This window comes from Luminiphilus syltensis NOR5-1B (assembly GCF_000158175.1).
GTDB lineage: Bacteria > Pseudomonadota > Gammaproteobacteria > Pseudomonadales > Halieaceae > Luminiphilus > Luminiphilus syltensis.
In genome coordinates this window covers 3,190,345-3,215,218 of the sequence record NZ_DS999411.1, presented here as the reverse complement: position 1 = coordinate 3,215,218, position 24,874 = coordinate 3,190,345, and the positions used below count along the sequence as shown (strand labels likewise).

General features: G+C 57.6%; 21 protein-coding genes. 15 read left to right on the top strand and 6 right to left on the bottom strand.

Annotated elements, in window-relative coordinates; translation table 11 throughout:
• Positions 1-302 precede the first annotated feature (302 nt).
• Genes NOR51B_RS14515 through NOR51B_RS14500 form a run of 4 tightly spaced genes read left to right on the top strand, consistent with a single transcriptional unit; the run spans position 303 to position 4,706 of the window.
• The gene (locus NOR51B_RS14515) at positions 303-821 is read left to right on the top strand and encodes a (2Fe-2S)-binding protein (RefSeq protein WP_009020051.1); all 519 of its coding nucleotides are present in this window, start codon (positions 303-305) and stop codon (positions 819-821) included.
• The gene (locus NOR51B_RS14510; protein ID WP_009019255.1) at positions 818-3,085 is read left to right on the top strand and encodes a xanthine dehydrogenase family protein molybdopterin-binding subunit; all 2,268 of its coding nucleotides are present in this window, start codon (positions 818-820) and stop codon (positions 3,083-3,085) included. Before NOR51B_RS14515 ends, NOR51B_RS14510 begins: the two co-directional genes overlap by 4 nt.
• 11 nt (positions 3,086-3,096) lie before the next feature.
• Positions 3,097-4,119 carry an XdhC family protein gene (locus NOR51B_RS14505; RefSeq protein ID WP_009019310.1) on the top strand — a complete coding sequence of 341 codons (1,023 nt, stop codon included), beginning with the start codon at positions 3,097-3,099 and terminating at the stop codon, positions 4,117-4,119.
• Positions 4,116-4,706: a nucleotidyltransferase family protein gene (locus NOR51B_RS14500; protein ID WP_009019176.1), complete on the top strand. Its 591-nt coding sequence runs from the start codon at positions 4,116-4,118 to the stop codon at positions 4,704-4,706. Before NOR51B_RS14505 ends, NOR51B_RS14500 begins: the two co-directional genes overlap by 4 nt.
• A 3-nt stretch (positions 4,707-4,709) precedes the next feature.
• Here the strand turns inward: NOR51B_RS14500 and NOR51B_RS14495 are convergent, their stop codons facing one another.
• A complete protein-coding gene (locus NOR51B_RS14495; protein WP_009019105.1) occupies positions 4,710-5,663 on the bottom strand; it encodes a D-2-hydroxyacid dehydrogenase in 954 nt (317 codons plus the stop codon).
• Positions 5,664-5,799: 136 nt separating this feature from the next.
• Between NOR51B_RS14495 and NOR51B_RS14490 the strand changes: the two genes are divergently transcribed.
• The 10 genes from NOR51B_RS14490 (at position 5,800) to NOR51B_RS14445 (ending at position 17,910) form a co-directional block, all read left to right on the top strand.
• Positions 5,800-6,540: an ATP-binding cassette domain-containing protein gene (locus tag NOR51B_RS14490; protein WP_009019992.1), complete on the top strand. Its 741-nt coding sequence runs from the start codon at positions 5,800-5,802 to the stop codon at positions 6,538-6,540.
• Positions 6,540-8,024, top strand: coding sequence for an ABC transporter permease/substrate-binding protein (locus NOR51B_RS14485; RefSeq protein ID WP_009021064.1), 1,485 nt, complete (start codon positions 6,540-6,542; stop codon positions 8,022-8,024). The genes NOR51B_RS14490 and NOR51B_RS14485 overlap by 1 nt, the downstream gene beginning before the upstream one ends.
• A 27-nt stretch (positions 8,025-8,051) precedes the next feature.
• Positions 8,052-8,879, top strand: coding sequence for a PhzF family phenazine biosynthesis protein (locus tag NOR51B_RS14480; RefSeq protein ID WP_009020024.1), 828 nt, complete (start codon positions 8,052-8,054; stop codon positions 8,877-8,879).
• A complete protein-coding gene (gene egtB, locus NOR51B_RS14475) occupies positions 8,879-10,135 on the top strand; it encodes an ergothioneine biosynthesis protein EgtB (RefSeq protein ID WP_009019928.1) in 1,257 nt (418 codons plus the stop codon). The genes NOR51B_RS14480 and egtB overlap by 1 nt, the downstream gene beginning before the upstream one ends.
• An 8-nt stretch (positions 10,136-10,143) precedes the next feature.
• Positions 10,144-11,130, top strand: a complete 987-nt coding sequence (gene egtD / locus NOR51B_RS14470) for an L-histidine N(alpha)-methyltransferase (protein ID WP_230198483.1) — start codon at positions 10,144-10,146, stop codon at positions 11,128-11,130.
• Positions 11,131-11,285: 155 nt separating this feature from the next.
• Entirely contained in the window at positions 11,286-11,759 is a 474-nt protein-coding gene (locus NOR51B_RS14465; RefSeq protein WP_040482692.1) for a DUF427 domain-containing protein, read from the top strand.
• A 168-nt stretch (positions 11,760-11,927) separates the two neighbouring features.
• Entirely contained in the window at positions 11,928-12,785 is an 858-nt protein-coding gene (locus tag NOR51B_RS14460; protein WP_009019487.1) for a PA4780 family RIO1-like protein kinase, read from the top strand.
• A 66-nt stretch (positions 12,786-12,851) separates the two neighbouring features.
• A complete protein-coding gene (locus NOR51B_RS14455) occupies positions 12,852-14,630 on the top strand; it encodes a sodium:solute symporter family protein (RefSeq protein WP_009019556.1) in 1,779 nt (592 codons plus the stop codon).
• Between the two features lie 268 nt (positions 14,631-14,898).
• Positions 14,899-15,321: a globin gene (locus NOR51B_RS14450; RefSeq protein ID WP_009021242.1), complete on the top strand. Its 423-nt coding sequence runs from the start codon at positions 14,899-14,901 to the stop codon at positions 15,319-15,321.
• A gap of 288 nt (positions 15,322-15,609) precedes the next feature.
• Complete coding sequence (locus tag NOR51B_RS14445; protein ID WP_195891511.1) at positions 15,610-17,910, top strand: TonB-dependent receptor; 2,301 nt, start codon at positions 15,610-15,612, stop codon at positions 17,908-17,910.
• Between the two features lie 393 nt (positions 17,911-18,303).
• On the opposite strand, the gene NOR51B_RS14440 is transcribed toward NOR51B_RS14445, so the two are convergent.
• Positions 18,304-18,738: a cupin domain-containing protein gene (locus tag NOR51B_RS14440; protein ID WP_081443991.1), complete on the bottom strand. Its 435-nt coding sequence runs from the start codon at positions 18,736-18,738 to the stop codon at positions 18,304-18,306.
• A gap of 300 nt (positions 18,739-19,038) precedes the next feature.
• Between NOR51B_RS14440 and NOR51B_RS14435 the strand changes: the two genes are divergently transcribed.
• Positions 19,039-20,238: a CaiB/BaiF CoA transferase family protein gene (locus NOR51B_RS14435; protein ID WP_040482175.1), complete on the top strand. Its 1,200-nt coding sequence runs from the start codon at positions 19,039-19,041 to the stop codon at positions 20,236-20,238.
• Positions 20,239-20,347: 109 nt separating this feature from the next.
• Here NOR51B_RS14435 and NOR51B_RS14430 read toward each other — a convergent pair whose 3' ends face one another.
• The 4 genes from NOR51B_RS14430 to NOR51B_RS14415 form a co-directional block, all read right to left on the bottom strand.
• Complete coding sequence (locus NOR51B_RS14430) at positions 20,348-21,481, bottom strand: CaiB/BaiF CoA transferase family protein (protein ID WP_009019019.1); 1,134 nt, start codon at positions 21,479-21,481, stop codon at positions 20,348-20,350.
• A gap of 47 nt (positions 21,482-21,528) precedes the next feature.
• A complete protein-coding gene (locus tag NOR51B_RS14425; protein WP_009020538.1) occupies positions 21,529-22,677 on the bottom strand; it encodes a CaiB/BaiF CoA transferase family protein in 1,149 nt (382 codons plus the stop codon).
• 77 nt (positions 22,678-22,754) lie between these two features.
• The gene (locus tag NOR51B_RS14420; protein ID WP_009020450.1) at positions 22,755-24,086 is read right to left on the bottom strand and encodes an amidase; all 1,332 of its coding nucleotides are present in this window, start codon (positions 24,084-24,086) and stop codon (positions 22,755-22,757) included.
• 29 nt (positions 24,087-24,115) lie between these two features.
• Entirely contained in the window at positions 24,116-24,859 is a 744-nt protein-coding gene (locus tag NOR51B_RS14415) for a GntR family transcriptional regulator (protein WP_040482174.1), read from the bottom strand.
• Positions 24,860-24,874: the final 15 nt, after the last annotated feature.

Here is a 24,874-nt window from a genome sequence, read left to right as displayed (position 1 = left end):
TTTGGTCGTGCCAGCTGTCGCAAAAGGGTCAGCGCCGGCTTTTACTCTGTAGTGCGGGTTTTGGTGGTCGCGGAAGTTACCGAATCCAGTCGCATTAAACACGTGACGGATTCCTGTGGGTTGGTTACCAGTTATCGGTGTGGTGTGGGTGTCTTCGATAATGCCTCGGTGCTGAGGCCAGTCCAGGATTGGTTTTAAAAGCGCCGCGCCAACGGTACAGTAGGCTCAAGGAGAGCGTCTTTCCGTGCGTGACAGTCGGTCGTGCATGGCTAGTGATAAAACAGACAAAGGTAACCAGTCCCATGATTAAGCTGACGGTAAATGGCGTTGCGCATCAATTCGACGGAGACACCTCGACACCGGTGCTCTGGTTTCTTCGCGACGAACTGAATCTCACCGGCACCAAGTTCGGCTGTGGTGCGGCGCAGTGCGGCGCGTGTACGGTGCACGTCGATGGCAAGGCCCAGCGCTCCTGCGTGCTGCCGATCTCCGCTGTGGATGGCGCCTCGTTGACAACGATTGAAGGCCTCGATCCCGAAGGGAATCATCCCTTGCAGAAAGCCTGGATCGAGCATCAGGTGCCGCAATGTGGTTACTGCCAGGGCGGACAGATCATGCAGGCCGCCAGCCTACTCGATAAAAACCCCTCCCCCAGCGATCAGGACATTGTCGACGCCATGTCGGGCAATCTGTGTCGTTGTGGCACCTACACGAGGATCCACAAGGCCATCAAGTCGGTGGCCGCCTCGACACTTTCCCAGAACGACTCGGGAGTACAGCAGTTCGAGCCCGCCACCCGCGGTCGGGGGGTGGTGGTATGAGCCGTTACTTTGATATGGACCGTCGGCGTTTTCTGAAGACCAGCGCCTCGGCGACAGCGGCCATTTTGGCGGGCACCCATTTAATGACGGCGGCGGGACGCGCTGTGGCTGGAGTGCTGGATCAACCGGCATCCGATGCGCGGCCGGCTAATCTGTTTGTCGCACTCCGACCGGACGGTGACGTGGAGATCACCTGCCATCGCTCGGAGATGGGGCAGCAGATCCGAACCGCGATCGCGCAAATTGTCGCTGATGAAATGGAGGCCGATTGGAGCCGCGTGCATGTGATTCAGGCGCTGGGCGACCCCGCGTACGGTGACCAGAATACCGATGGCTCGCGAAGTATTCGCTACAACCTGCAACGCCTGCGGGAAATGGGCGCTTCGGTCCGGTACATGCTCCAGCAGGCGGCAGCACAGACCTGGGGTGTCGATCCCAGCACCTGCGATGCACGAGGGCATGTTGTTTCCCACTTCTCGGGCAAGCGGCTCGATTACGCGGAACTCATTGATGCCGCGTTGACCATCAAGCCCCCGGAAGCCACCGAACTGACACTCAAGCGCCGCGAGGAATGGCGCTATATCAACACCGGTATGGCGCATATCGACCTGCAGGATATTGTTACGGGCAAGGCCAGCTTTGCCGCTGACCTGCGTGCGCCCAAGGCCAAAGTCGCGGTCATTGAGCGCCCGCCCGTGAACGGCGGCACGGTAAAGCGTGTTTCTGACGCGGCGGCGCGAAAGGTCAAAGGCGTCATCGACATTATTCAGATACCGGCGCCCAAGGGGGCAGCCGGTTATCAGCCCAAAGGCGGTGTCGCTGTGATTGCGGAAACCACCTGGGCTGCTATCCAGGGGCGCAAGAAACTCGAGATTGAGTGGGATGACGGCCCCAATGCCGCTTACAACTCTGAAGCGTTTAAGCGAGAGTTGCTGGACAGTGTGAACCAACCCCAGGGGCATGTTCGCGAAGCCGGGGATGCAGCCGCGGTGTTGGCCAAATCGTCGAATACCCACAGCGCAGATTACTACATGCCGCACCTGAATCAGTCACCCATGGAGCCCCCCTGTGCCACGGCCGTGTATAGCGACGATGGCGTCGAGGTCTGGGCGGCGACACAAAATCCACGGGCTGACATGGATACGGTCGCCGCCATGGTCGATCTCGACAAGGCTCAGATCAAGGTGCACGTGACGTTGCTGGGTGGCGCTTTTGGGCGCAAATCCAAGCCCGATTTTTCCGCCGAGGCGGCTTACCTGTCGATGAAAAGTGGACTCCCGGTACGGGTGCAGTGGACGCGGGAAGACGACATACAGCACGGGTTTTATCACGCCGTCTCGGCGCAGCATGTGGAGGCGGCGCTCAGTGACGAGGGTAAAGTCGAGGCCTACCTGCACCGCACGTCCTTTACGCCGGTCGCCTCGCTGTTTAGTGAAGAGGCCAGGGCTCCTGCCGACTGGGAGCTCGGTCTTGGTTTTACCGATAACCCAATCGATACCCCCAACATCACGCTCGAGCGCGGCGACCCCGGGGCGATGACGCGGATTGGGTGGATGCGCTCGGTGTCCAATAATTTCCACGCCTTCGCGGTCCAGTCATTTATCGCGGAACTCGCGAATAAGGCGGGTAGAGACCAGAAGGATTATCTGCTTGAAGCGATTGGTCCTGATCGCATCATCGATGTCTCCGAGCAGAACGCGGAGTACGGTAACTACGGTGGTGACAAGGCGGTTTATCCCCTCGATATCGCGAGACTGCGCGCCGTTATCGAAAAGGTTGCGACGATGAGTGATTGGGGGCGCGACATTACGCCCGGGCGCGGATTGGGTATTGCCGCCCATCGCAGCTTTCTGACCTATGTGGCGACAGTTGTGGAAGTCGAGGTGTCCGATGCCGGTGAGCTCGATATCATCAAATCCTGGGTCGCCATCGATGCCGGTACGGTGGTGAATCCAGACAGTGTGATTAATCAGACCCAGGGCGGATCGGTCTTTGGTATCAGTAACGCCATCAGTACCGGAATCACTTTCGAGAACGGCCGGGTGCAACAGAGCAATTTTCATGATTCGAGTATCGCCCGCATGAGCGATGCGCCACTGGAGATAGAGGTGGTGGTGATGCCCAGCGAGGAGGAGCCCGCGGGTGTCGGTGAACCGGCCACCCCCGTTTTCGCCCCTGCGCTGTGCAATGCTATTTTTGCCGCCTGCGGCAAGCGCATCCGCCAGTTGCCCATCGGCGACCAGCTCAAGCCGCGTAGCACCTGACGGGCAGCCGGATGACCAATCAACTGGCCAGTGTTCTTGCCACCTGGTTTCCCGATCGTGACAACCACGATTGGGTGCTGGGTACGATTTATGACACCGAGGGTTCATGCTACCGAAAGCCCGGTGCCATGATGTTGGTTAATAGTCTGGGTCAGCAGTTCGGGTTATTGAGTGGCGGCTGTTTGGAGGCTGATATCCGACGGCAGGCGTCACGGGTGATGCAGACCGGTCGCTCTACCGTGCTGTGTTACGACGGTAGCGATGAAGATGACATTTCCTATCGGTTGGGCATTGGCTGTGGCGGCACGGTACACATTATGTTGCACCCGATTCACGCCGATAATGCCTATCACCGACTGGATGAGGTCTACCACGCGCTGCTTGAGCGGGGTTGCGGAGACTATGCGTTGACGATCCCCCCAGTGAACGCCGGTGACGATGCGTCATGTTTCACACGTGCCTCCGTTGCTGAGCATCCTGCCCCGGGTGAGGCGATTACGATCGATGAACAGGGTCGTCGCTGGTTTAATAATTACGTCAAGGCACAGCCTCATCTTTTGATTGCCGGCGGTGGTATCGATGCGCAGCCGGTGGTGGCGATCGCCAAACAGCTGGGCTGGACCGTCTCTGTCTGGGACCCGAGACCCGCCAATGCCCGCGCCGACTACTTCCCGGACGCCGATGAATTACTGCGTCTCGATGTCGCTGAATTATCGAACTATGTTACCGAGCACAACGTCGGTGCCGCCGTATTGATGGCCCATGATGTGGCGATTGATGCCGCTGCGCTATCGGCGCTCAATGGAACCGGCCTTGACTATATGGCCTTACTGGGCCCACCCCACCGACGTGCGGAGGTGTTGGCAAAAGCCCGATTGGCGGAGCACGATTTAAGCCCCCCTGTAGCCGGTCCTGCGGGCTTTGATATTGGCGGTGAATTGCCCGAGAGCATTGCACTGTCGATTCTTTCCCAATGCCATGCAGTGCTCTACCAGCGTTCCGCGAGTATCGGCGTCAGCCAGCGGGTCGCTTGAAGCTCGGCATCATGGTGCTGGCGGCGGGTGCCAGTCGCCGGTTTGGCGGTTGCAAGCTGTTGGCGTCGGTGCACACAAAACCGCTTCTACAGCATGCCATTGACCTCGCCCAGACCCATGATCACGAAGCGCTTGTGGTGATCACGGGTCACTGGCATGAGGCTATCGTCGCCGCTCAGGCGCAGGGTGAAATCGGTGAAGCCCGCATCATCCACAATAAGGATTGGCAACTGGGGATGTCCTCATCCATCCGTTGCGGAGTTGAAGCCCTCGAGGGCCGTTGTAACCACTTGCTGATCCTGCTCGGGGATCAGCCGGGTATTACCCCCCGCGATATCGACACGCTGATCGCCGCGTTGCCCGACCACCAGATCGCATGCGCGTCCTATGCAGGTATTTGTGGTGTTCCCGCGCTTTTTAGCGAGGAGGTGTTTACCGATCTGAAAGCACTTCGAGGCGATCGGGGTGCCAAGGCACTGTTTGTACAAACCGACCGGCGTGTGGCGCAATGCGCGATCCCAGCGGCAGCGGTGGATATTGATACCCTGGTGGATCTTGAGTCCTACCGAAACACCACTGCCCAGTGATTTTCAGGCCACGCGATTCTGCGGCTCACCCCGCATAAACGCCGCGGCATTCAGCGTAATCCCATCGATGGCTCGCTGGCGAGCCTCGCGGCTTCCCCAGGCGATATGGGGCGTGAGAATCAGATTGTCACCGGTATAATCGAGTAGCGGATCGCCATCAACGGGCGGTTCCTGTGGCAGTACGTCGATGGCGGCGCCAGCAATGGTTTTTGATGACAGCGCTGTGGCCAGCGCGGCGGTATCGATTAAGGCGCCCCTGGCCGTATTGATGAGTAACGCGTTGTCTTTCATCGCATCAAGTGCATCGGCGTTGATTAACCCACGGGTGTTGTCGTCGAGTGGGCAATGGAGAGAGATCACGTCGCACCGACGGTAGATCTCAGCGAGCGATTCCCGCCCCTCTGGCACGGTTGGGCTTCCCGGGCGGGCCGCAACGACGACATCCATACCAAGGCCCGTCGCTGCCTTCGCAACGCCCCGGCCCAGCTCGCCAAAGCCAATAATACCCAGAGTAAGACCCGACACTTCCCGTATGGGCCAGACGAGGTCGTTGCCGTCCTGTGATTGCTGCCAGCCTCCGCGTCGCACGTGGGAGGAGTAATGGTTGAGGTTATGACTCAGCATGAGCAACGTACCGATGACGTGCTCTACCACGGACTGGGTACAGTAAGCGCGAAGATTGCTCACAACAATGCCGGCCTCGCCGGCGGCATCAAGATCTATGTTGTCGGTGCCGGTAGCCGTCAATCCGATGAACGCGAGCTCGGGGGCTGCGCTCAGGACTTCCGCGCTCAATTCAATGGCATTGGTAAACACCAATTGGCTCCCCCGGATACGCTCCACCACCTGATCGTCTTCGGTGGTATCAAATACATCGAGGTGCTCGACCAGATTCTGTAATGGAGACAGGTCCAGATCGGGTCCCATACTGGCGTAATCGAGGAAAACAGCCTTCATTCGTCACTCCTAACGGTTCCTGTCAACGATGCAGGAAGTCTTCGCCTTAGGCAACTTCAGTATCACTGATCAGTCTTAATGTCTTTGTGGGGGGGCGTTAACTGACAGCACGGTTCCAACGTGCTTGAATGCCGCTATGACTGATATTGGTCTCGATACTGTCGTCAAATCATTTGGTGGCCAGAGGGTGCTCGACGGCATTTCTGTGGAATTCCCACGCAATGGGATTAGCGCGATCGTCGGACCCAGCGGCTGCGGAAAATCAACGCTGCTGAGATTATGCAACGGACTGGAAAAGCCTGACTCGGGTGAGGTGCGCTGCTTTGGCGACACAGTCGATTACACACAACTGGTGACCTTGCGGCGACGAATCGGATACGCGGTACAGGGTAATGGCTTATTCCCGCACCTGACGGCGAAAGAGAATATGGTGCTACTCGCCCGAGTCGCCGGCTGGCCTGTAGCAAGGCTCGAGCTGCGCCTGAAAAAACTAATGCGGTTGTGTCACGTGACCGATGACTTACTGGAGCGCTTTCCCAGTCAGTTGAGCGGCGGACAGCAGCAGCGCGTCGGATTGTGTCGCGCGATGATGCTTGAGCCCGCCGCCTTATTGCTCGATGAGCCCTTCGCCGCAATAGACCCCATCACGCGAAGGGATATCCATCAGCAATTACTGGCGCTGCACGCCGCCGAGCCCACGACGGTGATCCTGGTGACCCACGACATGCGCGAAGCACTGCGTCTGGCGGATTATTTGCTGGTCATGTCGTCGGGTAAAATACTTCTCGCGCTCTCACGCGATGAGTTCTCAACAGACGCTATGCAGGATGACCCTGATCAGTTTCTTGCTGATCTACTGTCGGGAGCGTCATCGTGATGCAGGCGATATTCAGGGTTTGCGTGCTGGTCCTGGCGATTGCCCAGACATCAGTGGCGTTCGCCGACGGTATCCGCGTGGCATCGAAAACCTTCGTCGAAAGTTACCTGTTGGGTGAGATGGTCACACAGCTGCTGTCAGCGCGCGGCGTAGAAGCCGAACATCAGCAGGGGTTGGGCGGGACGCTGGTGACCTTTACCGCGTTGGGTACCGGAGAAATCGATGTCTATCCCGATTACACCGGTACGCTGGCTCAGGCGGTACTTGGCCAGCCCGAGCTCACTGGCGCGGCGCTGATCGAGGCGCTTAATGCCCGCGGACTGCGTATTGCCGTCAACCTGGGCTTCAGTAATAGCTACGCCCTCGCGATTCCGGAAACACTCGCGCAGGAACTGAGTATTTCAACGATTAGTGATCTGGCGCGGCACCCGGATTTACGCGGTGTGTTCTCCCATGAGTTCCTGCGCAGAAACGATGGTTGGTCGTCATTACGCCGTTATTATGGGCTGCAACAACAGGCCGCCGGGATTGAGCATGCCCTTGCCTACGATGCGCTCGCCAGCGGCAGTGCGGATTTGACCGAGGCCTATACCACCGACGGTGAGTTGGTGGAACGCGGCCTTGTGGTCCTGGAAGATGACCGCGGATTCTTCCCCGAGTACGCGGCTGTTTTACTGGTCAGAGAAGACCTTTCCGAAAGTGCAGTCAGGCATCTTCAGGAGCTGTCCGGAGTGCTGGATGCACAGCGGATGCGGTCGTTGAATCATCGCGTTTCCATTCTCGGCGAGACGCCGGCGGCGGTGGCGCAATCGGCACTGGCTGAATTGGGTCTGGTAGCAATGGAGGAGGGCGCAGCCGAGAGCCGTCTTGCACGCGTTCTGGGCACCACGATGACGCATCTGAAGCTGACACTGATCGCCTTTGTGTTGGCGTGTGTTGTGGCTATACCATTGGCGCTGGTTCTGGCCCGTTTTGAGCGTATCTCCCGGGGTCTGATTTATCTGGCGGGTCTTATCCAGACGATCCCCTCCCTCGCGCTGCTCGCCTTACTGATACCCCTGGTCGGTCTTGGTCAGATCCCGGCGATTATTGCCTTGTTCCTATATTCCCTGCTGCCATTGATCCGCAATACGCTCGCCGGCTTGTTCAGTGTCGATCCGCTGTTGATTGAGGTGGCCGATGGTATGGGGCTTACCCATCGGCAGCGCCTGCGGCTGATTGAGGTCCCACTGGCCATGCCGATGATTCTGGCGGGGATGAAGACCGCGGTGGTGGTGAGTATTGGTACCGCAACGCTCGCTGCGTTTGTCGGTGCCGGAGGCTTGGGAGAGCCGATAATCGCCGGGTTAAACCTGAATAATACGACGTTGATTCTCGAGGGTGCGATACCGGCGGCGTGTCTCGCGATGGCGGCCGAGCTTCTTTTTGAGAGTATTGAACGCCGTCTGATTCCGGCGCATCTGCAGCCCGGTTTGCGCGACTAATGACTTTGATTCAAATGTACGCGTGCCATGTCTGATGAATTAACGCCATCAGATGCGGCGACAGAGGCGGATATCCCCGCCGGCTTTCGCCGCTATCTGGCATTTACCGGTGTCGGAGCTCTTCTAGCGCAGGGTAACCCGTGCGTGCTGGCCGTCACCGATGCCCGGGCACCGGTGCGAATGGCGCCGGGGAGTACTACCCGTTGCATCAGCCGTTTACTGTCTGACAACCTCGCTGAGGTGCGATGTTACTCATCGACAGGTGTGGCGATTGAGTGCTGTGGCCACGGTTTGCTCTGCAGCGCTGCCTTCTGGGGTTCCCGGTGGAAAGGTTCTGGCCATTTGTTGATGGGCTCTGTGGAGATTCCTTTTCGTGCGGATGGCACCCGATACTGGCTCGGTTTTTCACGCCCCGAAATCATCCCGGCCGAGCTTTCGGATGATCTCCAGCAAATAGTACCGGGTAAACCGTTGTATAGCGCTCAGGTGGGCGCAGCCTCGGGCTACCTTCTGGTTGAGGTGGGTGAGATCGGCGAGCTGATTGCCATGGCCCCACCCGGTGCCGCGCTGACAGCGCTTACCGATCGTGCGCTCCTGGTATTTGCTCGTGACCTCCCGGACGGCCCAGATGGGCCCGATTACCGATTTCGTTATTTTGCACCCCAGTACGGTTCCCCGGAAGATATCGCCACTGGATCGGCGATGCGATTACTGGCAGCGGCCGTCTGCGAACGCTACCCTGTAGCTACGCTGACAGCGCTGCAGTGTTCACCAGAGGGTGGCGTACTGTATGCGGAAGTCGACGGTGATACGGTCTGGGTGGGAGGCCACGTGCAAGAGACGGATAGCAGGTAATGAATCAGAGGTTGTCAGCGGTCTCAGACCTTATCGCGCGTTTTAAGGCGGTCCGGGAGGATTCGCTCTCCCATTGTCGTCCGTTATCTACCGAGGACTATGGGCTACAGGCAGAGCCCTTTACCAGCCCACCCAAGTGGCATCTGGCCCACACGACCTGGTTTTTTGAGACCTTTCTCCTGGTGCCATTTCTAGAGGGCTACGAGCGCAAAGATCCGTTGTATGAAATGTTGTTCAATTCCTACTACAACGGAATCGGTGAGCAGTTTCCCCGCCCGAAGCGAGGTCTTCTCTCTCGACCCGCACTTGAGGAGGTTGTCGCTTACCGTTCCCATGTCGATGCTGCCATTGAGCGGTTAATGAGTGACGACGGCCATCCGCAGCGCGAAGTCATCACGGACCGTATGCGCCTCGGCATCGAACACGAATGCCAGCATCAGGAGCTGTTTTTTACGGATATCAAATACTCCTTATCGATCAATCCGTTACACCCCGTTTTTTCTCCATCCGAGACTGATGCCGACACGTCGGACATCGAATCACCGCTGCGCTGGCTTTCATTTCCGGGTGGGCTTTCCTCAATCGGTCACGAGGGTCCCGACTTCTGTTTTGATAACGAGCAGCCTCGACACCCGGTTTATCTGCAGCCCTTTGAGTTGGCCAGTCGACTCGTTACCAACGGTGAATTCCAGCAGTTTATTGATGACGGTGGTTACCAGCGCCCCGAGTTATGGCTGGCGGATGGCTGGAATACACTGCAGCAGGAGCGCTGGTCTGCACCGTTGTACTGGCGTGGCGACCACGAATACACGCTTCATGGTCTGAAGCCGCGATCCGCCCACCAGCCGGTGACCCATGTGAGCGGCTACGAAGCGGAGGCCTACGCCCGATGGGCGGGTGCCAGGCTGCCTACCGAGCAGGAATGGGAGTCGGCGGCGAGTGGCACTCTGCTTCCTGAAAAAAATGCGCCATTACTGCATCCCGGTAGCGCAGCCCCCGATGTCGCAGACTTACAGCAGTTATTCGATGCCTGCTGGCAGTGGACCCGCAGTGCCTATGTCCCCTATCCGGGCTTCAGTGCTGCAGAGGGTGCGATCGGCGAGTACAACGGGAAGTTCATGAGTAACCAATGGGTGCTGAGGGGCGGGTCCTGCGTCACCAGCCCGGATCATCTGCGCCCCAGTTACCGAAATTTCTTTTATCCCAACGACCGATGGCAGTTTTCTGGACTGCGTTTAGCCAGAGATATTGCCTAAGAGGCCCTGTGAATAGTCGACAACCCATGCCCCAAGCTGCCAACGTCCATTTTTTCGATGCTCACCCGGCGTTCGGTGACTGCCGCAGTGAAATCGTGGCGGGTCTCCAACGTGAGCAAAAAACCCTGGATCCCAAGTGGTTTTATGATGCTGAAGGGTCGGCCATTTTCGAGAGGATTACCCGGTTACCCGAGTATTATCCCACCAGAGCCGAGGTCAGTATTCTTACCTCCCAGCGCGAGGCTATCGCCCAGCGCTGCGGCCTCGGCAGCGTGTTCATTGAGCCGGGCGCGGGAAATTGTGCGAAGGCGCGGTTGCTTTTGGATGCACTGCGTCCTTCGGCTTTTGTCCCCCTGGATATATCGGCGGATTTTTTATTTGCCGCCGCCAGGGGTGTGGGTGAGGACTTTCCCTGGCTTGAGGTCACCGCACTATGCGCTGATTTTCGCGATTTCCGCTCGTTTGAAGATCACCTTCCGGTTGGTCGTCGTGTGCTTTTTTATCCAGGCTCGACGATTGGCAACCTGGATCCGGACCATGCGATTGAGTTTCTTTCGGAGGCAAGAGATCTTGTCGGTGCTGACGGCGGTGCACTAATCGGCGTGGATCTGCATAAGTCGACCGGGCGCCTGGAATCAGCGTACAACGATGCTCAGGGCGTGACCGCTGAGTTCAATCTCAATATTCTCAGACGCGTCAATGATCTGGTGGGTTCGGACTTTGATCCGGACCGTTTCGCTCACCGGGCTTTTTACAATGAACGCCTGCGTCGGATTGAAATGCATTTGGTCAGTGAGCAAACGCAGTCGGTCTGTATTGACGGTCTGCCGTTCCACTTTGAGGCCGGTGAAAGCATTCATACCGAGAGCTCTTACAAGTATTCCGTTGAGGATTTCTCTGATCTTGCGGCGCGCGCGGGACTGCAACGCCGGGAGACGTGGCTCGATCATGACGGACTTTTTGCTCTTCATTATTTGGAGCCACTGCATCAATAACGGTGTGCAGTTATCTATTCGCACCTGTCGATCGGCGTCCGCAGAACCAGATAGTGAATCTTGTCTGCGGCGGCAAGTCCCTTGATTCGCGCTCACCCGAGCTTTCGAATACCGATCACTGGCATCAGCGAACCGTTTTTTTGAGGAATTTCAGAATGGTAATGCGCACAGAAAATGTATGGGATTTCCCTCGACCGGCGATTTGTGAGCCTTTTGACGGCACGCTTATGATTAAGCAGGACGGCGAGGTATTGGCACAGACGACGGCGGGGTATCGCACACTGGAAACATCGCATCCACCCACCTACTACTTTCCTCCAGAGTCCATTGATTTTTCGCGACTGGAGAAGAACTCCCACCGTTCATTTTGCGAATGGAAAGGGCAGGCGAGCTATTTCGATCTGCACACGGATGGCCGCGTTGTGGCCAATGCCGCGTGGATGTACAACGATCCCTCGGAGTCGTTTGCGCCGATAAGGGGGTATTTAAGTTTTTACGCGTCGCGGGTAGATACATGTTTCGTTGACGGCGAGCAAGTCGCGGCCCAGGCGGGTGACTTTTACGGCGGTTGGATTACCAGCAATCTCGTTGGACCGTTCAAAGGTGCGCCGGGCACCCGGGGATGGTAGGTTCATTCGTTTGGGGTTTCGGGGCAATTTCGCGTGAATGGTGTCCAGGCAGCCATCAGCTTTTCGTGCAGCGTATCATCGTGTTATGACGCATTTGTCTGTTGTGATTACTAAAGGCAACCCGCGTCATTCCAAAATTCATCAATCTGACATTGAGGTTTACCCAGTTTGAAGGCTCCCAAACGTTTACAACCGCTGCTTGAGGACGGCTTGATCGACGAGGTAATCCATCCGCTGATGAGCGGAAAAGAAGCCGATGTATTCGTAGTCCGCTGCGGTGGCGTGCTGCGCTGCGCCAAGGTCTACAAAGAGGCCCGTAGCCGAAGCTTTAAAAAGGCGGCCCAGTACACCGAAGGTCGTAAAGTGCGAAACAGTCGTCGCGCCCGAGCGATGGAGAAGGGGTCGCGGTTTGGTCGACAACAGCAGGAGGAAACCTGGCACAACGCGGAGGTCGATGCATTGTATCGACTGGCTCGTGCCGATGTGCGCGTGCCCGAGCCCTTCGGCTGTACCGATGGTGTATTGATTATGGAGCTGGTTACCGATGAAGCCGGTGACGTCGCGCCGAGGCTGAGCGAGGTGACCATGTCCGCAGAGCAGGCCCGTGAAGACCATGCCATGATGATGCAATACGTGATGCGTATGCTCTGCGCGGGTTTGATACACGGAGACTTGTCCGAATTCAATATACTCGTTGATGAGGATGGGCCGGTCATTATCGATCTGCCGCAGGCGGTGGATGCTGCATCGAATAACAATGCGCAGGCCATGCTCAAGCGGGATGTGAAAACGGTGACCGACTACTACGCACTATTCGCTCCGGATTTGAGCGGTCGATACGATGCCGAAGAGATGTGGAGTGTTTTTGAAGATGGCGATCTTCATCCCGACTATGCGCTGACCGGCTCATTTGTCCCCGACGCCGCTGACGCCGATGTTGACGCAGTCATGCTTGAGATCAAGGCCGCTCTGGAGGAGGAGGAAGAGCGGCTGGAGCGCCTGCGTGCCGATGAGCAGGACGAATGATGCGATGGGCTTTTCTTTCGGCTCACACGTCAGATTTGCCGTAGATAGGGGGGGCGAATAGTGAATATGCTGACCATCACCATCGGTATCAGCCTGCTGGTTTACCTTGTTGTGGGGAGCTACGCGGGGCGAGGCGTAAAAAAGCTCGATGACTATTTCGTAGCAGGCAGGCGCGCACCAACCCTGTTGATTCTCGGCACCCTGGTCGCGAGTGTCATGAGTACCGCGATTTTCATGGGCGAGGCCGCGTTCACCTACGACGGGCAGTTGGGTGCCTATTTATTATTTCCGGGTATCGCGGTCACCGGGTATCTGATTGGTGCGCTTTTCTTTGGTGTTTACCTGCGGCGAAGCCGCGCCCCTACCGTAGCCGATTATTTTGGCCGGCGTTTTCAGAGCCGGGCACTGCAACAGTTCGCCGGGTTCACCATTATTCTGGGGTTGGGGGGTTACCTGCTGATTGTGACCCAGGGGGCAGCACTGCTGCTTGCCGATATCACCGGTATTTCTTTCGCCGCCAGCCTGGGGGTCGCCTGGTTGGGCTATACCGTGTTTACGATGTATTCCGGCTCCAGAGGCGTGATCATTACCGATACCCTCATGTTCCTCCTTTTCATGGGGGCCACCATTGTCTTCGTTGTCTATATTGTTGATGATTTTGGCGGTGTATCGGCGGCGGTTAGTGATCTTACCCGGGTGGAGGGTAAAGAAGGCATAGCCTCCTGGACGGGAATTATTGGTGAGGGCACCAGCTGGCCGACCGCGCTCGATTATGTGATCTGGGCGGTGGTGGTGGATGCGGCATGGGCCTTTGTTTACGCCGTGGGACCCTGGCAGGCCAGCCGACACCTGATGGCGCGGGATGAACATGTGGTCCTGCGCGCAGCTATTTTTGCCACCTTTTGTGTCATTGTTCTTCAGATGCTGGTCTACGCCATTGGTGGCTTTATCAACCTGGCTAATCCGTCGATTACGCCCTCGGAAACCGTGATCATCTGGGCGGCGCAGTCACTGGTACCCGAAATGCTGGGCGCAGTATTACTTACGGGTATCGTCGCTGCAGCGCTGTCCTCGGCGTCTACGTTTTTATCCCTGGTGGGCTTTAGTATCGGTAATGATATGGGGCCAAGACCGCTGGCGCTGACGGTCAACGCTACCCGAAAAATCATTTTGGCGACCAGTGTACTGGTGCTGGTGTGCTGCTATTTTTTCCCGCCGAATATTTTCTGGTTCATGCTGTTTATCGGAACGGTGTTTGCCTCGAGCTGGGGGCCTGTAGGCATGATGAGTGTCTGGAGTCGTCGTATTACCAAGCAAGCCGCGCTCTGGGGCATGGTCTCGGGGTTCTTTATGAATGTTATCCCGGCCACCGTGGACTACCTGGGTTGGTACTCCATGCCCGAGTACTACCCACCAGTGATCGGCACTGTCGCCAGTCTGGTGGTGATTGTTGTGGTGTCGGCGTTTACTCGAGTGACTCGCGAGGAGCGCGTTTATCAATTGCGCCTGCATCGGCCACCGGCCTCGGATATCGACCTGGGTAAGCTTCGCACCACGCTGCTGGCACCGCTGGGGCTGATCGCATATGGCGTGACAATGCCCTTTTTGTTGCTGCACTATTATGTCATCCCGTATCAGATCGCGACCGGCGAAATCTCCGCTGACGGATCGGTGAATTGGGATACCGGCGAAGCGCTCATCAGTGTCACGGTAGCTATGCTGCATATACCCCTGGCTTTGATGGCGATGAAGATTATCTGGGATCGCTATAATCCGAACACGCCGCGCAACAAGCGCATCGTGCAGATGGCGGCGAACTCGGGTTCCTCGAAAGAGCGTGCGTAACCCTGATGACCATGATCGGGTGATGTCTGGAGGGGAACGTCGGGGTGCCACAATTCTGACCCCGAGCGGTTGCCTTTCGTGGCGGCGTTGTTCATGTCGCGAAGGCGTGGTTTACCCAAAGACCAATGAAAATCACTGCTTCACGGCAGACCAAAGCGTGGTAAATTTCCGGGTGATGATTCGGGGTTGCTTGCTCATTAAAGCGCGGTGCTCCAGGCCCGTCGAAGATGCCAGAAGAAATGCGTAAGGGAACAACTCGGGACCGGTTATGCAGCAAAGCTTTGATGAGATTTTTTCCGCAAGTTACGAACGGGTTTTGGGTGCTGGTGCCTATAATGAGCCGCTAATCGCGGGCTTTTATGATCGATTCCTCGCGAGCTCCACCGAGATAGCCGATCGTTTCCGTAACACCGATATGTCGCGCCAGATGACGATGCTGCACGACTCATTGCAAACTTTGGTTGATTTCAACCGCCAGCGGCGTCTGTCACCACAGATGTCCCGCCTGGCGACAGTGCATGCCCGCAAAGGGCACGATATTCGTCCTGAGTTATATGGGCTCTGGCTCGATGCCTTGCTGGCCACCGTCGCCGAGACGGATCCCGATTGGAGTGATGACGTAGAGTTGGCCTGGCGGCTCACTTTGGCGCCGGGGATTGCCTACCTGCAGTACGGTTACGAGGCGAATTGAGGGAAAAGCTGTCGGCGCTTTCAGGTCGTGTTTGTTGTATCTCGCACTCTGGATAGGTGGTTTTTCGCGATTGATGTCGGCGCTGAAAGCGCTACTGACCGGCAGCAGTGCAATCTGATACAAAAAAGTAGAGAAAGCGGTGGTTTTTGAGCCAAATCGATAATTTTTCCTATAAAAATCAGGTTATTTCATCGTAAAAGTGGCGCAAAATATCGCATGGCTGTGTTTTACAGCTCGGCGCGCTTGCGTGCACAGAAACAAATAGAAAATCCAAAAAGGATACTCACCATGAAAAAGCCACTTCGCCACTCTTCGAATCGTACGCCGCTGGCTCTGGCCTGTGCGGCCGCCCTTGTATCGGGCTCTGCGCTGGCCCAGGAATTTACCGGGCTTGAGGAGGTTATTGTGACCGCCAGCAAGCGGACTGAAACATTGCAGGAAATCGGCATGTCCGTGACCGCGATCTCCGAGCGCGAGATCGAGAACATGGGCATAGACAGCTACCTCGATTTTGCAGTTCGTATCCCGAACCTCGCTACTGCTTTTCAGGCGGATGGTCGTTTCGACGCCAACTCCCCCGCACTGCGTGGCGTCTTTGGCAGTGGTGACAAATCATCCGCTGCCACTACGGGCTTTTATATCGACGACGTCCCCATTACTTCCGCGCTGCAGCCGCGGGTTTTGGATCTTCAGCGCATCGAAGTGTTGCGCGGGCCCCAGGGATCACTCTATGGCGCCCGCTCGATGGGGGGAACAATCCGCCTGATTACCCAGCAGCCCAGCCTTGATGAAACCTATGGCTCCTTCCACACCACGGCGTCTTCGGTGGCTGACGGCGACCAGAATTACGCCGCTGACGGCAGCCTGAATATCCCGCTGATACAGGATAAGTTGGGTCTGCGCGTGGCGGGTTATTACGGCTCAATCTCCGGTGTCTATGATCGCGTCTACGACCCGACCTGGACCAACTATCAAACGGGAGAGGAAGTCACCGGTACCACCCCGGCATTTGATGACAATGAAAATGTTGACGATGAAAAGTACTGGGGCGGACAGGTCTTCATGAAGTGGATGGTGACCGAAGATCTGTCGATCACCCCTAAATTTATGTACCAGAAGATCGAAGCCGACGGCCTGCCCTTCGCCGATGTCGATCCGGAAAATATGGAGACCCCCCGGTTCTTTGATTCTGAAGAACCCGGTGAAGATGAATGGTGGATTGCCAGTGTGGTCGTTAACTGGTCGCTGGACGCCGGCGATATCACCTCGACCACCGCTTACTACGAGCGCGACACCGAGGAGTTCGAAGAAGAGCATACCTTCCTCGACTTCATCTACGGTGCCGCAGTAGGGGTGCCGATCACTCCCATTGAATCGGTGTTGTCTACAACCTCCGAGTATGAAAACGTCTCTCACGAGACGCGTTTTACCAGTAGCTTTGACGGCCGCTGGAATTTCACTGCCGGCATTTTCTACGCCGATAACCAGTTCGTCCGAGGCTATCCGCCTGCATTCCAGCCGGGAGCCAATCAGGCGCTGAATGACGCCATTGGCGCGCCGGCGGACATTGTGCCCGACGATCTTATCTTCATCACCAACCAGCCCGAGGATGTTGAGGAGCTGGCGATATTCGGTGAGGTGACGTTTGACGTGACTGATCGTCTGTCGCTCACCGCCGGCGGGCGCTGGTACGATACTACGGTCGATTTCGAATCGATCTCGGATGGTTTTGCCAACGGTGGCCCCAGTGAATTTTCCGGTAGCCAGAGCGAAAGCGGCTTCAACCCGAAGGTCATGGCGGCTTTCGATGTCACCGATGATCTGAATGTTTATGCCAGTGCGGGCAAGGGCTTCCGGATCGGTGGTGTCAACGGACAGTTGTCGCCCACCTTATGTGGTGATGAGCTCGACGCGGTTGGCCTGAACCCTGACGATCTGCGGACCTACGATTCTGACGAGCTTTGGAGCTATGAAGCGGGTATCAAATCCAAACTCGCCAACAACCGGGTATCTCTCAATGCCGCGGTATTCTTTATCGATTGGCAAGACTCGCTACAGGTACAGCGACTCGCCTGCGGTTTCCAGGTTGATGCCAATATTGGTGACGTTGAAAGCACCGGCTTTGAGGTGGAAATGTCAGCGGCGCCGATTGAAGGGTTGACGATTCAACTCGGCTTTGGCTATACCGAAACCGAAGTGGCTGACGCGGCCGGGGATGGTTTTCCAGGGTACCTTAAGGGTGATGAGCTCCACGGTATTCCCGATTGGACCGGTACCGGCTCGGTCGAGTACGTGTTCCCCGCATTTGATAGCTGGGATGCGCGCTTGCGTGCCGATGGTAACTACTACGGCGAGAGTACCAGCTTCAACAACGGTACTGTTGTCGATCGTGAAGCGTGGGAGGCGATTAACCTCCGTGCGGGTCTGATGAACGAGACCTGGGATCTCACACTATTCGTCGATAACGCGGCGGATGAGCGTGCTAATCTCGCCGACAACCGCTCGATCGCGGCAGAGATGCCAGGGCGTCCGCGCATTGTCACCAACCGTCCGCGAACGGTGGGTCTGGAAGCGCGCTACCGTTTCTGACCCCGGCATCACGCACGAACCCGAAGGGCGCTGATTCAGCGCCCTTTTTTTTCGCTCATTGCGGGTTAGCGGGATCACGACGTGCGCGGTACTTCAATCATTGCTCTGGAGCATCGGCTGACGACCCCACCCTCTGTCTTGAAGGCGGTGAGACAGTCAGGAGCCCTTTGAGCTGCTCGCGTCGCGTCGGTAAGGTAAGCGTGCTGTCACAGTCGCTCGTCGACGCTCATAGGCCGCCGGCGACCTCGCCTCACGCGAGTGCCACTCACGGGAGTTTGTCCACCGAACTTGCACCGATCACTGAGGGTCGCTCGACGCCGGTTTGCTTGCGCTGACATGCCAGTCACAGCGAAATCGCCATGCAGTTGGCACCCCTCACCACATTTGCGGGTATCAACCGAGAATGATCTGCTGGTGTTGCGCCGCCAATGCGACCAGTGCATCGCGATCAGGACTGTCCCAGTTCACCTTTTGATCGAAGTCGGTGAACATGGCTGCTGCATTACCTGCAGACGTGGTGGTGATGAATTCGGCACCATCGGAGCAGGTAAACCAGTGAGGGGTGCCGGCGGGGATATGGATAAAGCTTCCGGGTGTCGCGACGATTTCCTCGCTGGCGACACCGACGCGCACCTCGCCCTGGGTCACCAACAGGGATTCATCCCAGGGGTGGTGGTGGGGCCCGGGCCCCTTTCCTTCAGCACCTGCGCCGTGAAACATCTCATAGCTGCCGGTCTCCTGCGTTGAGGCCAGGACGGTGATTTTGATGCCGCCCACATTGAGTGCCCCGGGTTGATCGCTTGCGGATCTTAAATAAGGTTTGGGCATTTCTTGTCACCTCCCAGGTGATTGGGGCCGCGGCCGAGTAAGCGACATCAGCTGGATCGCATTTCGATCTCGCCGACCCATGGATCCAGCGAATGCGGTTGTTTCGTATATCACCACAGTCCGGTTGCTGGGACAATTGCGTCCCCCTTGATTATTAGCCCGTTGACATCGGTAATGCCCGACAAGCGCTGGCCCGGAATGCTGATCGAGATTCGCGCACTTCAGTCACCGACCGCCAACCGATGAGCCTAACCGATTAGAAAGGGCGGCCATACGCCTGCTCTACGAATGGAGAGAACCATGAACAAGCCACTTGCGGGAATCCGCATACTTGACCTCACCCATATGCTGTCGGGCCCTTATGGTGCGATGATTCTCGCTGATCTTGGCGCGGAAACCATCAAGGTTGAACCCTTGAAGGGGGAGGGGACGCGCAAGCTGTTGGCCACCGACCCCAATAATTCACTCGATGGTCAGGGCGCCTACTACATCACGCTCAACCGCAACAAGCAGAGTGTCTCGCTGGATCTGAAAAGCGAGGAGGGCCTTGAGATCTTTTACGATCTGGTCCGTAACGCCGATGTGGTGATCGAGAACTTCAGCGCCGGCGTCGCGGCAAAGCTGAAGATCAGCTACGACTTTCTCAAAGCGATGAACCCGCGCATTATCACCTGCTCGATCAGTGGTTTTGGCTCAGCAGGCCCCAATTTCCAGCGCCCGGCGTTTGACCAGGTGGTTCAGGCCCTGGGCGGTGGTATGTCGATTACCGGAACCGATTCGGATAATCCGACCCGGGCCGGTATTCCCATCGGTGATCTCGGTGGTGGAATGTTCGGCGCCATGGGTATTCTCTCGGCGCTGGTTGAGCGGGACCGCAGCGGCGAAGGCCAGCACGTCGATATCTCCATGCTCGACTGTCAGATCTCGATGCTCAACTACATGGCGACCATGTACTTCCTCTCCGGTGAGGATCCTCACCCGATCGGGAACGCCCATTTTGTGCACGTGCCCTACAACAGCTATCGCACGTCGGACGGCCATATCATCATCGCCGTGATTTTTGACAGCTTCTGGGACAACCTGCTTGAGGTTATCGATTACGAGCCTTTCCGCATCGAAAAGTACAAGACCCAGCCGGGGCGACTGGAGGACAAGGCTATTATCGAAGCCAAGCTCAATGAGTTACTGGCGACCAATACGTCGGATTACTGGATCACCCAACTCGAAGCGAAGCGTATCCCCTGTGCCAAGGTCAATCAGTTCAGCGAAGCCCTGAGCGACGAGCAGGTACTGTCGCGCAACATGGTGGTGGATCTTAAGCACCCCAATGGCAACAGCACACGTGGTCCGGGTAATCCCATCAAGCTCTCACGCACCGATGAGGAATCCTTCTCCCCCGCGCCGCTGCTGGGCCAGGACACCGACAGCGTTCTGACCGATGTACTGGGCTACAGTGCCGAGAAAATCGAAGCGCTGCGCAGCGACGGCTTCATCGTCTAGCCACGCCGTGCAAGCGCGACAGGGTGACCGTCGGGGGAGTCTCGGCGGTCATGGGTCGGGCTGGCGTCAGAAGAACTAAAGCCCCCGACGCCGTCGCATCGGGGCTCATTTATTCGCTGATATCAAAATCCCAGCCGGTGCTGGCTACGGAGTCAGCAAACTCATTGAGTTTGGGGGCGCGGGTTCGTACCTGGCCGGGTTCGTTTTCAAACTTCACGGGTGTCCCCGGTAGCTCGGTCCCGGTCCCGTCATCAAACAGCATTTCCCGCGCGCGGGCATGGGGATGGTCGAAGGCTTCTGCCATATTCAGTATGGGTGCCCAGCTGACTTCGACGTCGGCGAGGAATTCTCGCCACTCTTCAAAATTCCGTTGCTTGAAAATAGCCTGCATTTCGGCAATCAGCTGCTGCTGATCAGGGCCCGGATCCTGTTTGGCGAATTCAAACAGTTCCTCGCGTCCCAGAGCCTTGAGAAGCGCTCCGGCAAACTTGAGTTCGCGACCGGTGAGGGCGATATGGCGGCCGTCTGCGGTCTCGTAAATATTGTAAAACGCCGACCCCCCAATAGAGCGGTGGGTGCGCGTAGTCGGTGGGATCCGCTGGTCAAATACGGGGCCCGACAGGTGCGCCGTCCACGCCATCAATGAATCGTACATATTGGCGTCTATGATATCGCCCTTGCCCGTTGTTTCACGGCGAAACAAGGCCATGAGGATCGCATTGAGACCGGTTAGCGCCGACGCCATGTCGGCGGAGGGCATACCGGGCACGACAGGCTTTTCATCGCCGTTATCATTGAGCGCCAGAAAGCCGGTGAACGCCTGTGCGCCCATGTCGTGACTCGCCTTGACCGACAGCGGACCGGTCTGGCCAAAGGCCGACAGCGAGCAGTAAATCAATCGCGGGTTCAATCCGCACAGGGTCTCGGCGTCGACCCCCAGTTTTTTGACCACACCGGCGCGAAAGCCCTCGATAAACACATCGGCTTCTTTGGCGAGCGCTATCAAGGTCGCTCTATCCTCGGGGGTTTTCAGATCGAGCTCCAGGCTGCGCTTGCCCCGGTGGGTATTGCGATACCAGATCGACTCGCCCGATTCATCGAAAGGGCCAAACCCGCGACTCGGCTCGCCACCGGGCGGCTCGATACGGATTACCCTGGCGCCGTGGTCCGCCATAATTTGGGTCACTACCGGGCCCGGTAGGAACATGCTGAGGTCGATGACCTTGACGCCTTCTAGTTTCATTGTTGTGGGTCCTGTTCGTTACGGGTGGGTCGTTGCGAGCCCATCGCTTATGAGGAGCGGTACTTTTCGCGCAGCGCGTCACCGTGCTCATCGAGCGCCGGCGCTGCTTGCTGTTCCGGGCGCTTGCCGTCGATTTTGATCGGGTTTGAGAACATGCGAAGCTCGCGCCCTGAAGAATGATCGATACGATTAATCATCTCGATCTCTTCAAGAAAGGGGTTATCGACCGCCTCATCGAGGGGCAATACCGGTGCGGCGGGGATTTTGCCCTTGAGAATCTGCATCCAGTCGGTGGAGGCTTGTGTACTGAAGATCCCATCGAGTACCTCTCCGAGGGCATCGCGGTTGCCGGTGCGCGCGGCCATGGTGGCGAAGCGCGGGTCTTCACCGAGATCGCTGCGATCGATCAGGGTCAGCAGGAGTTCCCAGAAATTCTGGTTCATGCAGCAAATATAAATCCAGCCGTCCGCGGTTTTATACAGCTGCACCGGCGTTGAGGAGGGGTGGGCGGCCCGGGCTAGCTTGGGCGTAACAATGCCCTCGTTCAGATACCAGGTGCCCTGATAGGCGAGCTGATGCACTGCGGTATCAAATAGCGCGGCGTCGATGTCCATTCCCTCTCCGGTTTTCCCCGCCGAGAGCACCGCGCTGGTAACGCCGTAGGCGAGCATCATGCCCGTCATATAATCGATCATAGAGAGACCGATTCGTGTCGGTTCGGCATCCGGATCACCGGTGACCGACATGATCCCCGCCTCCGCCTGCATCAGGAAATCATAGCCCGGCCAGTCGGCTCGAGAGGTGTCGCGCCCGTAGGCGGAGATATGGCCGCAGACGATGGCGGGCTTAATGGATTTTAGTGAAGGGTAGTCAATGCCGAGCTTGGCGGGAAGACTGCCCCGCAGGTTGTTGATGACGGCATCGCAGTCGCTGACCATGGTTTCGAACAACTGGCGGTCATCCGCGTCCTTGAGGTTGAGCACCAGGCTTTTCTTGTTGAGATTGAAGCACTGGTAGTAAAGGCTGTCGCCGTCACCGAGTGTCTGGGGGCCGGTTTGTCGTGCGTAATCGCCCTGGGCGCTCTCCACTTTGATGATCTCTGCACCGAAGTCGGCGAGAAACATGGAGGCGTAGGGGGCTGCACCGAATTGTTCGAAGCTGATGACCCGCAGGCCTTCGAGGGGTTTTTTGGTCATATCGAGTCCTTTTGGGGTGATCAGCGGAGCAACGAGTGTGCTACAAAGAATAGGACATATCTACTCATAGATTCGAATTAATTGGCGCTCGTCCCCGCAAATACCGATGGTCTATCGTCAAGCGAAAGGCCTCGCTCCACTGCACGGGCGGCGCGCAGGAGCAGGGCCTCGTTTCCCCAGCTCGCGGCGAGCATCGCGCCCATGGGCAGACCGTTGCGATCAAGCCCCATGGGTACCGATACCGAGGGTATGCCTGTGGCGCCGAGATCGTAGGTGAGACCGGCGACCTTTCGCGTGGTTTCTACCATGTCGGCGGAGTCGCGCCACAGCGGTGCGGTCATGGGTGTGGTTGGCAGAAGCAGGAGGTCGGTGCCACCGGAAAAGAGGTTTCGCAGCCATCGTCGCAGCCCCAGCAGCGAGCGTATGCTTGCGGCGTACTCAACGCCAGAGACGGCCTGGCCGAGCTCGATGCGGCGCCGAACTTCAGCCCCAAGACACTCGCGGAGCCGGGTATCCCGCATTAAATCGCTGCGGGCGTCCGCCACGTCTGCAAGAATGAAACGGAAGGCATGGTGTTCCCTGATCGCAGTGTCGTTCTCGGGAGGCGTATCAATGAGTCGCGCGCCCTGGGATTCGAGTAAACGGGCCACCTCGTCAAGCCGGCTTTCGATGTCGTATTCAATATTCTCGGAAAAATAACCGCCGAGTCGGCCGACGGCTATACCCTCTACCCCCTGTTCCAGGGTGGGCAGGCTTGCATCGCCGGTCGCGATTGAGTTGGGGTCGGCAGCATCGTAGCCGTGGATGGCATCGAACAGCCAGGCGGCCTCGGTAACCGACGCCGCCAGAGGGCCAATGGTATCGCTGATGGTGCTCACATCAAGACAGCCGGTGTTGGGCACGCGACCCATGGTCGGTCGCAGTCCTACCACGCCGCAGAGGGAGGCGGGTACGCGAACCGAGCCGCCGGTATCGGTGCCCAGGGCCATTCGCACCATGCCGCTCGCCACGGCGGCGGCGGAGCCGCTGCTCGACCCGCCGGTGATGCGGTCGGTGTCCCAGGGGTTCTTACAATTGCCATAACATTCATTCTGACCCGTGGCGCCAAAGCAGAACTCGGTGAGGTGGGCTTTACCGGCAAAGGTCACGTTGTGCTGCCGCAGTCGACCGACGACGGTGGCATCGCCGGTTTCCGCGGTATTGTTGCTGAAAATCTGAGAGCCATAGGTGGTCGGCATTCCAGCGACATGCATACAGTCTTTGATCAGCACGGTCCGGGTTGGCTTTGAGCTATTCCCGGGCGCCTGTATTTCGGGGTGTATCACTGCATTGATGAGCGGGTTGATGTGTTCGATGGCTCGCTGTGTAGCATCACCCGGCTGCTGATGGTTCGTGTGCGTTGCAGACATGAATTAATGGCCCCTCGGGTAATCGAAATTCAGGATTCGCTGCCCAGGTGGAACAGGTGGTTGAGGACAAAGTCCCGGGAGCGATACACGCTTTGCGAGATGAGAAAAATCCCACCCTCGGCGTCAAAGTAGCGTCTGATGACCTCGATTACCGGCATGTCGGCGACGTCGTGCAGTATCTCGGCTTGCTTGGCGGTCAGTCGCGAGGCGCGAATGTCCTGGGATACGGCCTCAGATTTGAGTCCGCGCTCGGCTTCCAGCCATTGGTATATCGGCTTTCTGCCGAGCGCACCCGGCTCGGGCAGTGAGGCCCGCTCGGTGTCGACGTAAACGTTGACCAGCGCGAGAGGATCGTTTTCCTCATCGAGACGCAGTCCATTCATATGATGCCATTGGCGCCCTTCGTCGCAGCCCAGGAGTCGCGCCAACTTGCCGTCGGTGCTGATGAGCTGTCCCGGACTCCATTGCATGGATGTGGAGGAGGCGTAATTCAGCAGATCTTCACGGGAAGCCACCCCCGAGCGTGACATGGCAAGCGGGAGGCGTCGCAACACCGTTGAGCCCGACCCCCGTCTACGCTTGATCAGTCCATCGGTCTCCAGCCGCGCCATGGCCTCGCGCAGGGCGTAGCGGCTCGTGCCCAGGGTGGTGCACAGCTGCTTTTCGGTGGGAAGCATTCCACCCACAGCCCACGTCCCATCGGCAATCTGTGACCGGAACAACCGATAGAGCTGTTCCTGATTGGATTCGGCGGTCTGCACTTTATTCGACACGGGTCACCCTTAATG